The sequence below is a fragment of the Paenibacillus sp. J2TS4 genome (genome assembly GCF_018403245.1).
Lineage (GTDB): Bacteria > Bacillota > Bacilli > Paenibacillales > NBRC-103111 > Paenibacillus_L.
In genome coordinates this window covers 101420-116106 of the sequence record NZ_BOSH01000008.1, presented here as the reverse complement: position 1 = coordinate 116106, position 14687 = coordinate 101420, and the positions used below count along the sequence as shown (strand labels likewise).

At 50.5% G+C, this 14687-nt stretch carries 9 protein-coding genes and 1 other annotated feature; all 9 genes read left to right on the top strand.

Annotated elements, in window-relative coordinates; translation table 11 throughout:
- The first annotated feature begins 15 nt into the window (after positions 1–15).
- Entirely contained in the window at positions 16–639 is a 624-nt protein-coding gene (locus KJS69_RS17735) for a YesL family protein (protein WP_213585128.1), read from the top strand.
- Positions 636–1670: a DUF4432 family protein gene (locus tag KJS69_RS17730; RefSeq protein ID WP_213585127.1), complete on the top strand. Its 1035-nt coding sequence runs from the start codon at positions 636–638 to the stop codon at positions 1668–1670. The genes KJS69_RS17735 and KJS69_RS17730 overlap by 4 nt, the downstream gene beginning before the upstream one ends.
- A gap of 340 nt (positions 1671–2010) precedes the next feature.
- Positions 2011–3216, top strand: coding sequence for an ROK family transcriptional regulator (locus KJS69_RS17725; protein WP_213585126.1), 1206 nt, complete (start codon positions 2011–2013; stop codon positions 3214–3216).
- Between the two features lie 140 nt (positions 3217–3356).
- Positions 3357–4817 (top strand): sulfatase family protein, encoded by a 1461-nt coding sequence (locus KJS69_RS17720; protein ID WP_213585125.1) that lies wholly within the window; start codon positions 3357–3359, stop codon positions 4815–4817.
- A 22-nt stretch (positions 4818–4839) separates the two neighbouring features.
- Positions 4840–6345: a DUF3604 domain-containing protein gene (locus KJS69_RS17715; protein ID WP_213585124.1), complete on the top strand. Its 1506-nt coding sequence runs from the start codon at positions 4840–4842 to the stop codon at positions 6343–6345.
- A 315-nt stretch (positions 6346–6660) separates the two neighbouring features.
- Positions 6661–6941: a binding site (T-box leader), on the top strand.
- A gap of 180 nt (positions 6942–7121) precedes the next feature.
- Entirely contained in the window at positions 7122–8156 is a 1035-nt protein-coding gene (pheS, locus tag KJS69_RS17710; RefSeq protein ID WP_213585123.1) for a phenylalanine--tRNA ligase subunit alpha, read from the top strand.
- 27 nt (positions 8157–8183) lie between these two features.
- The gene (gene pheT, locus KJS69_RS17705; protein ID WP_213585122.1) at positions 8184–10625 is read left to right on the top strand and encodes a phenylalanine--tRNA ligase subunit beta; all 2442 of its coding nucleotides are present in this window, start codon (positions 8184–8186) and stop codon (positions 10623–10625) included.
- Positions 10626–11440: 815 nt separating this feature from the next.
- On the top strand, positions 11441–14005 hold the full coding sequence (gene zapA, locus KJS69_RS17700; RefSeq protein ID WP_213585121.1) for a cell division protein ZapA: 2565 nt from the start codon (positions 11441–11443) through the stop codon (positions 14003–14005).
- Positions 14006–14015: 10 nt separating this feature from the next.
- Positions 14016–14639: a CvpA family protein gene (locus tag KJS69_RS17695; protein WP_213585120.1), complete on the top strand. Its 624-nt coding sequence runs from the start codon at positions 14016–14018 to the stop codon at positions 14637–14639.
- Positions 14640–14687: the final 48 nt, after the last annotated feature.

Genomic DNA, 14687 nt, shown 5'->3' with positions numbered 1-14687 from the left:
GATGGAGGGATCAGCATGAAGTCTGCAAAAGTCAATCGATTCTTCGAATGGATAATGAATCTGGCACTGCTTAATTTTCTTTGGATCTTACTCAGTTTGCCTGTAATCACTGTATTTGCCGCAAGTGCCGGCTTATGCCGGGTGATTCAACAGCATCGAAATGAAATGGATCGCGAAGGAATCATGTCGCTATACTGGAAGAGCTTTGTCAGACAACTGCTTCCGGCAACGTGCCTGGGGCTTGTCATGATGCTTCTTCTGCTGATCGTCATCGCCAACTTTAGTTTTGCGAATCAATTTGCAGCAATTGTTTGGCTATATGCTGTATTAATGGCGTGGAGTATTTTTGTCGGGAGCGTTTATATCTCTCTTCTCCTATTTATCTTTCCTGTATTAGCGCTGCAGGAGCAGGGTGTATCAGCCGCGATTAAGACGGCTTTCTTACTGGGACTGCAGAAGTTGCCGCATTCGCTTGCCATGGCTGGTATACTTACGGGCATTTTGCTGGCCTACTATTTTATCCCGGTGTTCATACCGATCATTGGCATCAGCTTATTGGCTTTCCTTGTTGTCGAATATACGGATAAGACGGTACGATCGGGAAATCACGCCAGCACGATGGAGATTTCAGCATCATGAAAATATACGGAGAGAATTGGACACGTCGGCTAGTGGAGCGCTGTATTGGGGACATCCGCCAGTTATGCGGTGTGAAGCCGCTGCGTTTCTCGGATGGACTGGAACAGGGGACCAAAGGAATATATGTCTGGAATGCGGCAGGGCTGCAGTTCTGGGTCTTGCCGGATCGATGTATGGATATTGGCGCAGTCTACTATAAAGGCATTCCGTTAACCTGGGCGAGCAAGACAGGATATGTACATCCATCGTATTTGCAGGATCGTGGCTGGATGGCAGGATTCCATGGAGGCCTGCTGGCGACTTGCGGCCTTAATAATGTAGGCCGCTCGTGTACGGATGAGGATGGAGCACATGAAATGCATGGCCGGGTCAGCAGATTGCCTGCTGCTGAACTGCAGTACGGAGGAGCATGGACAGCGGATGATTATGCGATCTCGATCAGCGGCAAAGTTCATGATTGCAGCTCGTTAGGCGATCATTTGCAGCTCCATCGCCACATTACGTTGAAGGCGGATGAGGCGGTTATTCGGGTTACTGACGTAGTCAGCAATTTGGGTGCGATGGCGATGCCGTGTATGATCAAATACCATATGAACTTCGGATTTCCAATCATACGGGATGATACTCGGTTTATTGTTGCTCATCGCAAGCGATTGCTGAAAGAGGGGCAAGAATTGACGGTGGCCGATGCGGATTGCTTTCGCAATATAACGAATACTGGAACGGAAATGCTGTATCACGAGTGCGATTACAGCTCTTCCGAATGGGGCCGGGTCACGATACACAATCCCCGCTTTGCAGGAAAAGAGGGGTTCGATCTGGCAATTCGATATCGGCACGAAACTCTCCCTCATCTGTGGCAGTGGAACAATGTGATGGACGGGTTATATGTAACGGCGATTGAGCCGTCGAATTGTGCTGTGAAGCCTCGCTCGGAAGCACGCAAGGAAGGCTGCCTTAAGTACTTGCAGCCGGGTGAAAGCATCGAGTTTGTAGTGGAATTTGCCATTGTTCCGGGCTATATAAATTGAACTAAAGATTTTATAGATCATGGAGTGGAGAAAGAAAGATGCTTCCAGGGCGAGTTTTGGCTTTGTATTCCTACCATCCGTAGGCCCATCTATATAGAAGGAATCTGTTGGAACGGGGTCCCCGAAAAGTACCTGGAATCGCTTCGAAGCCCATCTTCACTTTTTGGGGAAATAGTTTAGATGTTTGAAGCTTCGGAGGCACTTTCCTTCGGAACGGAATGATCCCTTTCTTTAGTGCCACATATATAGGTGCCAGCTTCGAAGGAAATTCGATTGTAAGAAGATGTATTTGGGACTAGTGTATAGTAAGATGAGGTAAATATAAGGCATAGGTGAAGCTATGAATATTGTCCACGTAGGGAAAGAACTGAATATTAAGAAAGTCATCAAGTTCGTGCGCGAGAGAGGCCCTATATCACGCAAGGAAATCTCTGAGGAGATGGATATTCCTCAGCCAACCATTACACGGATTATTGAGCAGCTGCTGCAAGTGGGCCTCATTAAAGAAATGGGAACCGTTCCTTCCAGCCGTGGCCGGCGTCAAGTGCTATTGGGGCTAAATGCCAAATGCTATTTCTCTATCGGATTGGAGATCGGGCGTACAACGGTAAAATCGGCACTCGTTGATCTGGAGGGAAATCAGACGAATTTCGCGGTGCGGCAGTCGAGCAAGCAGGATCGGATCGAGGACATTATCCGCTATTTGAAGGAACGGGTGGAGCAACTAATTCAGGAGGAAGGGATTGATCCCTCGCATGTGCTCGGCGTTGGCGTAGGGATCCCCGGTTGGCTGAATGAGACGGAGGAAGGCTATATTTCACCGTCCAACTTTTACGGTCAAACCAAGATACCGCTTCGTTCTCTTCTGGAAGAGGCTCTGCCTTATCCGATCGTCATCGACAATAATGCTAACGTCGCGGCGCTCGCGGAGAAGTGGTTTGGCAAAGGAAGAGGTTCGACTGATCTGGTTTATATTCACGCCGAAATGGGGATTGGCAGCGGCATTATTATTCGCGATACGTTATATCGGGGATTGAGCGGCAAGGCAGGAGAAATTGCCCATACCACAGTCGATATATTTGGAGAGCTATGCTCTTGCGGCAATTACGGCTGTCTGGAGACATTGGTATCAATCCCCCGAGTATTGGAGCGAATGAAAAAAACACTTAAGCTGGAGGGCCGGGATGAGCTTCATTATTTCGAGAGCGAAGATATTGAAGCTATGAATTTCGAAGAGATGCTGTCCGCTTATCGGAAAGGCTCGATACTCGCCCGCAGAGTTCTAGAAGATACCGGAAAGTACTTGGGAATTGGAATCGCCAATGTTATTCAGCATTTTGCACCGGAGACGATCATTGTCGGCGGCAAGCTTGGCACTTGTGACCCCATTATGCTGGAACAGATCAAGGCGACGGTGCTGGCCAGGGACATTAAGATCTTTGCGCCGAAGCCGGCGATTGTTGCTTCCGAATTGAAGGAAGTCATTGTGCTGGGAGCGGCGGCTCAAGTGATTGATGATGCTTTTTCTTTATATTCTTTGTTATAGTTACTGTTTATTTATTGCAAGTTGGGGGAAGTACGTTGAAACGTCTGGCAAGCCAGCGTGGCAGGCTTGTCCCGCCCATATAATTTCACTATGAAAATAATTATGGCTTTTGATATATAAAGGATGGTGCGGAGGAACTTATGCGTATTATATATTTGGATATCGATTCACTCAGGCCTGATCATATGGGATGTTACGGTTATTCGCGCAATACAACGCCGAATCTGGATCGAATTGCACAGGATGGCGTCCGGTTTAATCATGCTTATGCAGCAGCTTCGCCTTGCGTGCCTTCACGGGGAAGCTTCATGTCGGGACGATTCGGAATCAATCACGGCGCTCTGACCCATTGGGGACCCGGGGGCCAGTATTATTACCCGGAGGGCGACTTCCACAGCGAGGAATTGCCGTTCTTTACCCGCTACTTGCGGCAGGCGGATTATCGGACCATTACGTTCTCATCCTTCGGAGATCGTCACCACGCGTGGTGGTATTTCGCCGGATGGAACGAGGTTCATACACATTCACTCAAGGGAGGCAATGAAGACGCTCATGAAGTGAACGCGGCCGTTATCCCTTGGATCAAGGAGCATGGCAAAGAAGACAATTATTTCTTGCATATTCAGTATTGGGATCCCCATGCCAAGTATACGTATCCGAAACAATACGCCGAGCAATTCGCAGACGATCCGGCGCCTGCTTATCCCGATGAGGAAACGATTAAACAACATCGCAGCGATTCGCATCCGCGCTCGGCGACGTTCCTTCATTGGTCTGACGATTATAGCAAGCTTCCGAAGGATACGATGCCGCTGGAAATTGCGGATCGCAAAGACTTTAAGAAATTGATTGATGGCTATGATGGCGGAATATCCTATATGGATAAATTTGTCGGTGAAATATTGGAGACCTATCGGGAATTGGGCATTGAAGATGACATTTGCTTTATTATAAGCGCCGATCACGCCGAATCTTTTGGTGAACAAGGCATTTATATGGAGCACGGCATGGCGGCCGAGGCGGTTCATCATATTCCGCTCATCGTGAAAGTGCCCGGTGTGACGAAAGCCGGGCATGTGAACAATGACTTGATTTACAATGTCGATGTAATGGCGACTGTAATTGACTTGCTCGGCCTGCCGAAGCCGTCAGGCTGGGACGGAACGTCCTTCCTTCCTGCTCTCAGCGGTGAAGAACTTGAGGGTAGAGATTATATCGTTCTGGAGCACGGGCTATATGCGTGTCAGCGGGCTGTGCGCGATCATAACTGGTATTTTATTCGCACCTATCATGAAGGTTTGTATAATTTCCCAAGAACGGTGCTGTATGACCTTAAGAATGATCCCCACCAGACTGTGAATGTGGCGGACAAGTATCCTGAGGTAGTGAGCTTGATGGAAGAACGGCTGCAGCGGTGGCTCAAGACGAACATGGCGAAAAATGGCCGCGCGAAAGACCCGATGCAGGAAATTATAGATAGCGGCGGACCGTTCCGCTATATGAGGCCTGAGCAATGGATCAGCAGGCTGGAGCGGGCAGGCTGGAAAGACCAGGCTGAACAATTGAAAGCCAAATATACGGATGTAATGGAACAGCATTAAAATACGGAGGGGATAACATCGTATGAATATTTATTGGGGAGATATACACAATCATTGCGGAATCAGCTATGGATACGGGAGTTTGGAGAATGCATTGAAGGCTGCTAAAGGACAGCTCGACTTTGTGTCGATTATCGGGCATGCATCATGGCATGATATGCCGGAACGGACCCCCGACCTTGAATTTCTTATCGACTTCCATGAGAAGGGCTTTGCCAAGCTGGCTTCCCATTGGGATCAGGTCAGAGAAACTGTACAACGTGCGAATGTACCGCATGAATTTATTACTTTTCAAGGCTATGAAGCCCATTCCAGCGAGTATGGAGATCATCACATCGTATGTAAGAACGATGACATGCCTCTCCTGCAAGGCATATCGCCTTATGAAGCAGTATCGGGCTTGAAGCCCCGGGATGTTATTGCCGTTCCTCATCATGTCGGTTATACACCCGGGTATCGTGGCGGCAACTGGGATACTTTCGATCCGGCCATAAGCCCGATCGTAGAAGTATATTCCAAGCACGGATGCGGCTTGTCCGAAGAAAGCTTGTACCCTTATTTGCATGATATGGGGCCTCGTGATTCCCGCAGCATGGTGTTTGCCGGTATTCAAAAAGGCCGCCGCTTCGGATTTGTCGGTTCCACAGACCATCATGCCGGTTATCCGGGTTCTTACGGAGACGGAAGAATGGCGGTTATTGCAGCGGAGAAGACGCGCGAAGCGATTTGGGAGGCAATACTTGCCCGCCGGACCTATGCGGTAACAGGTGACAAAATTCAATGCGGCTTCTCTGTGAATGGCGCTGCAATGGGGAGCGAAATTACGGCTGGAGGCAATCGTGAGATTCAACTGTCGATCAAGGGCTGCGATCGCCTGGACAAGGCGGTAGTGTATAAAAACTTAAAGCCTTGGAAAGTAATCTCGGGAGAGGATTTACGTACTTCTGAAGAAGGAGCGGCTGCTGCGGGAACCTATAAAGTTAGAGTGGAGATGGGCTGGGGTGACGCTAAGGACGGATATTTCTGGCAAGGAAATGCAGCTGTTCGCAATGGCAGCATAGCGTCTGTAGAGACTTGTTTCCGCGGTCGAAGCGTTCTTGCCCCGACACCGGAGATGAAGGATAATCCTGATTTGAACGAATTGCATAATGAATTGATTGAGCAGAGCGAATCGCATGCATCCTGGACATGTACAACGTTTAAAAATCCAACAACGCTTCATCCTCATACAGCGGCATTAATTTTTGAGATTAATGGCGATGCTGCAACTATGCTGGATGTCGAGTTGAATGGAGCCCGAATGGAAATTTCGATCGGCGAATTGCTGCAAGGCAGCCGCAGTATGCATTTGAAACCGCATAATTCGGAGGCGTTCTTAATTCACCGCGCAGTACCTGAATGTGAATATACATTCGAAGGGACATGGACGGATGAGACAAAGGATGCTGCTTGCGACGTTTATCATGTAGAGATTCGTCAAAGCAATAATCAGTTCGCCTGGATATCCCCGATTTATGTAAACGGGTAGACATAGTTTCAGGAATTCGCGCTTTAAGCGGCTTGCATCACTGCGAACATTTGCATATAATATCTGTTAATGAGGATTCGATATTGATTATTGAATAACCATGCTATATAAATTGAACTAAAGAATGCATAGGTTATGGAGTGGAGAAAGAAAGATGCTTCCTGGGCGAGTTTTGGCTTTGTATTCCTACCATCCGAAGGCCTATCCAATAAAAGGAATGCAAAACAAGATGTTTGAAGCTTCGGAGGCACTTTCCTTCGGAACGGAATGATCCCTTTCTTTAGTGTCGCTTATATAGGCAAGTGAATTAATGTATGAAATGCTATGAAGGAGAAGAGTAAGCAGAACTTTTCTTACAGGGAGAAGACGCCGCAGATTGAGAGCGTCTTTAATGAAGCAGGCTGCTGAAGTTCGCTCTGGAGCAGTCCTTTGAACCTGTTTCGCGGTTATGGGCGGGGTGGAAGTAGGAGGTACCGGTTACGAGCCGTTATTCGCAAAGTGAAAATAGCGGGATACAGGGCTCGGCAGTGGAAAGCTGGCCATGGAGGTTCTCGTTGTTTTAATAAGGGTGGTACCACGGCGTTTTCGTCCCTTGATGGGGAGGAAGGCGTCTTTTTTGTTTTCTGGCTCCAGCTTTGGGATACCTGAAGAAAATAATGAAGCTGGAATAGGGCTTTAGTGGTTTGGGCTTCGGCCGTCGTATCGTCGTGTTATTCAGTGGTTGTACCTAAAAGTCCGTCCATGGGACGGAAGTCAGTTAAATGGAGGCGAGATGGATGAAGGAACAATTGGAAGCTCTTAAGCAGGAAGCACTGCAGCAATTGGAGCAAGCGGGCAGAAGCCAGCAGTTGAATGACCTTCGAGTCAAATATTTGGGCAAAAAAGGCCCGCTGACCGAAATATTGCGCGGGATGGGTTCGCTTAGCGCGGAGGAACGGCCGATCATCGGGCAGGTGGCGAATGATGTCCGAGCAGCGATCGAGCAGGTGATTGAGCAGAAGCAGGAGCAGTTCCGCAAGGAAGAGACCGAGCGGAGGCTGCAGCAGGAAACCATCGATGTGACTTTGCCGGGCAGAAAGCCAGCGACCGGAGCGGTGCACCCGTTAAGCAAGGTCATTGAAGAAATTGAAGATATCTTCCTGGGTATGGGCTACACCGTGGAGGAAGGGCCTGAGGTAGAAACCGATTATTACAACTTCGAAGCATTGAATTTTCCTAAAAATCATCCCGCCAGGGATATGCAGGATTCTTTCTACATCACCGATGAGATCCTGATGAGAACCCATACATCTCCGGTTCAGGTTCGCACGATGGAAAGAATGAAAGGCAACGTTCCCGTCAAAATTATTTGTCCCGGGAAGGTGTACCGCAACGATGATGACGATGCGACTCATTCCCATGTGTTTACTCAGATCGAAGGACTGGTCATCGACCGGAACATCCGGATGAGCGATTTAAAAGGAACCTTGCTCCAATTCGTTCAGGAAATGTTCGGCAAGGATACGAAAATCCGTCTGCGCCCCAGCTTCTTCCCGTTCACAGAGCCGAGCGCAGAGGTGGATGTCAGCTGCATGATGTGCCGCGGCGAAGGCTGCCGGACCTGCAAGCAAACCGGATGGCTGGAAATTCTCGGCTCCGGAATGGTTCATCCGCGTGTTCTGGAGATGGCGGGATACGATCCGCAGGAATACAGCGGCTTTGCCTTTGGAATGGGCGTGGAGCGGATTGCGATGCTGAAATACGGAATTGACGATATTCGTCATTTTTATACGAACGATTTACGTTTCTTACAGCAGTTTGTGCGCGTGTAATCTAGAGGAGAAGGGAAGGTAGTAACGATGAAAGTATCTTATCAATGGCTTGCCGATTATGTGGATCTTAGCGGATACTCCGCGTCGGATTTGGCGGAGAAGCTGACCCGAAGCGGGGTTGAGGTCGATATTGTCGAGCCTAGAAATAAAGGCGTCCAGCAAGTAGTGGTCGGTTATGTCAAATCGAAGCAAAAGCACCCGGACGCCGATAAGCTGAATGTATGTGTGGTCGATACGGGACTTGGTGAAGATCTGCAGATTGTATGTGGAGCGAAGAATGTGGATGCCGGGCAAAAGGTGCCGGTCGCCTTGGTCGGAGCCACCCTGCCGGACGGCCTGAAGATCAAACGGGCCAAGCTGCGCGGCGTAGAGTCGCAAGGGATGATCTGCTCGGCCAAAGAGCTTGGCATGAACGACCGGCTGCTGCCCAAGGAAATTCAGGAAGGCATTCTCGTCCTTCCGGAGACAACGAAGATCGGGGACAGCATTCTGGATGTGCTTGGGCTGAGCGACGAAGTGCTGGAGCTGGATCTGACTCCGAATCGCTCGGATTGTCTCAGCATGATCGGGGTCGCCTACGAAATCGCGGCCATTCTGGAACGCGAGGTTAAGCTGCCATCGCCGGAGGACGGCCTGGTTGCAAGCGGGGAGAAAGCCGCGGACCGGCTGAGCATTACGATCAGTGCGCCGGAGCTGTGCGGCCATTATGCGGCCCGCTGTGTAGACGGCGTACAAATCGGGCCTTCGCCGCTGTGGCTGCAGAACCGGTTGATGGCTGCCGGAGTCCGGCCGATCAATAACATAGTCGATATTACGAACTATGTCATGCTTGAGTACGGACAGCCGCTGCACTCGTTCGACGCCGACAAGCTCGAAGGCGGCCGCATCGACGTGCGGGCAGCCGCCGACGGCGAGCGGATCGTCACGCTGGACGATGCGGAGCGGGCGCTTGACGCCGGCATGCTGCTCATCACGGACGGAGCCAAGCCGATCGCGATTGCCGGCGTGATGGGCGGCGCCAACTCCGAAGTATCGGAGTCGACGACCCGCATCGTGCTGGAATCGGCGAGGTTCGCCGGCTCGTCCGTGCGCAGAACGTCGCGTCAGCTCGGGCTGCGCTCGGAAGCCAGCCTCCGGTTCGAGAAGGAAGTGAATCCGGAGGCGGTGCTTCCTGCGCTCGATCGCGCTGCGTCGCTAATCTGCCGCTATGCGGGCGGTCAGGCGGCGGAAGGCATCGCCGAAGCGTCCGTAAGCAGCGGCGAGCCGGTCACGGTGACGGTAAGCGCCGACAGGATCAATGCTTATCTGGGCACGGACATGCCGATAGAGACGATTCTGTCCATCTTCGACCGGCTTCATTTTTCTTACGGGCGAGGAGCGGACGGCGCGATCACCGTTCAGATCCCCAGCCGTCGTGGCGACATTACGCGTGATGTGGATCTGATCGAAGAGGTAGCCCGTTTGTACGGCTACGATCAGATTCCGACGAGTCTGATGACTGGCGTGACGACGCCGGGGACGCTGAGCGGGGAGCAGAAGGTGCGCCGGAGCATCCGCAAGCTTTTAACCCAAAGCGGGCTTCATGAAGTCATTACTTATTCGTTCGTTCATCCTAAGCTGATCGAACAATTTTCAGGAAGATACAAGGACGCCGAGCCCATTGCGCTTGCGATTCCGATGAGTGAAGAAAGAAGCACGCTTCGTACGAGCTTGATTCCGAATTTGCTGGAGACGGCGGTTCATAACAGATACCGCAGCATGGACGATGTGGCGGTGTTCGAAATTGGTAAAGTCTTCATTACCGGAGAGAAGGCTCTTACGAAGCAGCCGGACGAAAGATTGCTGCTCTCCATTCTGTGGACCGGGTCCAATCGTCCGCTTCATTGGTCGTGCAAATCGGCTGCGGTTGATTTCTACGATGTGAAGGGCCTGATTGAGAAAGTGACAGATTACTTCGGGCTGACTGTGGAGTATAGAGCAGCCAAGCCCGATGGCTACCACCCGGGCCGCTCCGCCGAAATATGGCTGGCGAATGCAGCGGAGCCTGTGCTGCTGGGCACGCTCGGTCAGCTTCATCCTGATTTACAGAGGGATAAAGATCTGGACGATACTTACATCGCCGAAATCGAGCTCGATACGCTGGCTCGTTATGTTGATTTTTCCATCCGCTATAAAACATTGCCCCGTTATCCGGCTATGACTCGAGACCTGGCTCTTGTAGTCGACGCGGCTGTCGCGGTCCGTGATATGGAGAATAAGGCAAGGGAAACCGCAGGCTCCCTGCTCGAATCGATTCAAGTCTTCGATATTTACACCGGGGACAAGGTGGGGGCTGGCAAGAAGAGCGTTGCTCTGTCTCTGGTCTACCGTCACCCCGACAGGACTTTGACCGAAGAAGAGGTGTCGGAACGGAACGATAAAACTATCGCCGCCTTGGAGCAAACTTTTGGCGCGGAGCTTCGAAAATAGAAGGAAAACGGACCGGCTTTATCGAATACTAATCGGTGTGGACGATAAGGCTGGTCTTTCTTTTTGTGTCGGCTTGAAAAAGAATGATCCGATGGCGACAAGAGAGCGGGCTTAAGACTGGAGAGGCGCTGGCAGGAAAATATTCTGCAAGTGCGATCAAGTGAACTTCAGCTATATACTCGGCACTAAAGATTTCAAAGCTCATGAAGTGGAGAAAGAAAGATGCTTCCAGGGCGAGTTTTGGCTTTGTATTCCTACCATCCGAAGGCCGAACCAATAAATAAGGAATACAAAACAAGATGTTTGAAGCTTCGGGGGCACTTTCCTTCGGAACGGAATGATCGCTTTCTTTAGTGCCACTTATATAGTGAGACTATTCGATATTGTAACTGAAATCTGCTAAACTATAGATCGATTCCTTGTAATCCTTGCAGGTTGTTAGAGTTATTCCGCTTATATTTAAGAGGCTGCCGGGAAAATGCAGCAAAAATGGAACGTGGGGATTTCGCTTCCGCGAATCTACTGCAAAAGTACATGCTTTTTGGGAGATGCTGTCCGATTGCTGCTCATTTACTGCAAATATACAGTCATTTCGGCCATTTGAGCCCGATATTGGAGGAAACGGATTTTTTCACTGCACTTTTGCAGTCGATCCTCAAAAATCAACTGATTTTTAGCGGTTTGGATGTATTTTTGCAGTAGATCTATTATCGGAAATTCATGATCATGATTTTGTAACTCACAAATCAGGAGCAGAAACAATAAACATACTCTTTTTACTCCATTTCAAGATCGCAAGGGAGGAGGAATGCGATATGGACGAGGAACAACAAAAAACCAGTATAACCGTAGACATCTTTGGCACCAATTACAAGCTGATGAGCAGCGCCAGCCCGCGTTATATCAAAACGGTGGCAGCTCATGTTAATGAACAAATGCATAATATAGCTGGTCTTAATTCTCGCTTGGACTCGATGAAAATCGCGGTGCTGGCGGCGGTCAATATGGCGGATGAGTTTTTCAAAATTAAATCCAACGCCGAGCATTTGACAGGGATGGAAGACAAATATAAGGACCAGCTGGAGGAAACGCGTCAACTGTCGGAATTGGCCGATCGGCTTAAGAATGAGCTTGGTCAATGGCGACAGAAGGAAACCGAGTGGAAAGGGGAGAGGAATCAGCTGGAGGCAGCTGTCACGAAGCTGGATAATGAGCTTCGGGCTGCCGTAGAGACCGGACAGAGTCATCGCGACCGGATTAAGGAGCTGGAGGAAGAGCAGGATCGGCTGTATGCTGTCTTGGCGGGAGCTGAAGAGACGGCTGAGAGCTACAGGCAGCATATCGAGCTGCTTGAGGTGAATGGCGAAGAGCTGCATGCCGCATTAGACGAGGCTAAAGCAGCGGAGCTTAAGGCCAGGGAAAATACAACGTCGCTGGAGGAGCGTATTGAGCAGCTTACGTCTGCCTTGAATCAGACCAAGGAAGCTGAGCGGAGACAAGCTGCCCAAGTGGAGGAGCTCAAGAAGGAATTGCTGCAGCTAAAGCAAAGCAACGAGGAGCTCACGAAGAATGCAGCGCAGCTAGAGCAGAGCAATGGTGACTTAAGGAAGAATATGGCTCAGCTAAAGCAGAGCAACGAGGAGTTAATGCGGAACGCAGCGCAGCTAGAGCAGAGCAACGAGGAGTTAATGCGGAACGCAGCGCAGCTAGAGCAGAGCAATGAGGAGTTAACGCGGAACGCAGCGCGGCTAGAGCAGAGCAACGAGGAGTTAACGCAGAACGTAATGCAGCTAGAGCAGAGCAATGAGGAGTTAACGCAGAACGTAATGCAGCTAGAGCAGAGCAACGAGGAGTTAACGCAGAACGTAATGCAGCTAGAGCAGAATAACGAGGAGTTAAAGCAGAACACAGCACGGCTTAAGCAGAGCAATGAGGAGCTAACAAAGCTAGAAACGGCCTGGACGGAGGAGCGTCATACATGGGAAAGCCGTGTGGACAAGCTCCAGACGGAACTGCAACGCGCCGAGGAGAATGCGCAGAGCCAGACGGATTGGATATCTCTTCTCGAATCGGAGAGGGAGCAATTGGAAACGGCCTTGCAGCAGGCTAAGCAGGACGAACAGAGATCCGTCGATGAAATCGGCGCCATGAGAGCGAATATTCAGCAGCTGGAGACCGAACTGGGGCAGGCTCAAGAAGCGGTTCTCAGCCGGGAGAACGAAGCGGCTGCTTTGAAAACCACTATACAGCAAGTGAAGTCGGAATTGAGACAAGCTAAAGATACCGAGCAGAGTCAAATCGGCCAGCTCAAAGAGCTCAACGACGAATTGGAACAGCTTCGCAAACAGCAAAATGAATGGAACACGCTGGAGTCTGAATGGAAGGCGGCGAGGGATCGGCTGGAAGAGGATATTCGTCGTCTTACAACGGAAATCCAGCAGGCCGACGAGCTGAAGAAGCTGAGCCATGACAAGATTGGCTCACTTACAACGGAGCGCGATCGGCTTCAGTCCTCTTTGGCCCAGGCGGTGAAGACCGAGTCGGCCCAACAGGAGAGGATTGCCTCTTTGGAAAAGGCTGTGGAGCAGCTTAGAGCGGAATTAAGCTCTGCCCAGAATGAGGTGCAAGGCGCGGAAGCGGCGGAGCAGCAGGCTCAAGAGCGAATGTCCGCTCTGGAAACGACCGTCAGGATGCTGGAAAATGAGCTGAGTGAAGCCAAGGCCGCTGGCCGAAGCGAGCAGGATCGGGCGGCATCGCTTGAGGAGGCTGTCGAGAAGCTGCAGGCTTCCTTGGAAGAGGCCCAGGAGGACGAGCGGGCAGGGAAGGCTCGCCAAGCCGAGCTTCAATCCGAGCTGGAGCAATTCCGTCGGGAGGACCGCGAATGGAGAGCTCGTCAAGCCGAGTGGAACGATGAAAAAGAGCAGCTTCAGCAGCGACTGCGGAATCAGGAGGCCGAGCTGGATCTAGTGAAGCAGCTTGAGCTTACGGGCCGCAGCGAAGCGGCCGCAGCTCAGGAAGAGCTGGAGTCGATGAAAAGCTTTTTTGAGGAATGGGAATTGGAGCAAGGAAATCTGGAGGAAGAACGGGATCGCCTCCGGCAGGAGATGGAGAGCTTGCGCAAGGAGTTAAGCGCCATTGTGGAAAAAGAATCCCGGCATGCCCAAAAGGTACTGGAACTGGCTAAAGAAAACGAACGTCATCGGGAAGGCATTGAACAACTGACAGAACAACTAGAGAACGAGAAAGCACTGCGGTCTCAGGAAAGCAATGACGAGCTGCAGATAAAATATGAGCGGCTCGAGATCGAATACGAGAAGCTTAAGAAGGAATACAACGAATGGATTGAGCTGGTTATAGACGATACCGGACCGAAGGCATAGAGTGGCCGTGATGATGAATATCGTCGATTTAATTGTTGCGGTCACAATTATCGCTTCGTTTGCCGCCGGTTACCGCAAAGGCTTGATCAGCCAGTTGGTTTCGGTAGTCGGGTTGGTCGCCGCAATACTTGCGGCCTTTTTCTTTTATGCCAATGTAGCGGGTTATTTGGCCAAATGGATTCCACTCAAGACGTTTACAGCGAATTCGGATTACGAATTCCTGCTCGACCATTTTCAATTGGAGACTTATATATATAATGCTATTGCGTTTGTTCTGCTGTTTTTTGTTGTCAAAATCGGATGGCATGGAGTGGGGAGGCTGCTCCATGCCGTAGTGAAGGTACCGGGTTTGAATGGGTTGAACCGGTGGGCCGGAGCTATTCTCGCCATGCTTGAGGCTTTTTTGATCTTGACCCTGCTTGTGTTTTTACTCATTGCGGTTCCTTCGGATCCGCTTCAGGAGGTGCTGGAGCAATCTGCTGCTGTCCCGTATCTTTTACAGTGGCCGCCGCTCGTCATGGAGAAGCTGCCGGATCTGTTTCAATTTCCTGAAGAAGATAAAGTTGAAGTATATCGGTGGACAGGCAGGACTATTGTTTTTTGGGAAACAGCAGAGGCTGTATGTTTTCGATGACTGCCAAAAGGCTATATTTATTTGGTGGTGCAAATTTGCAGGTGATTG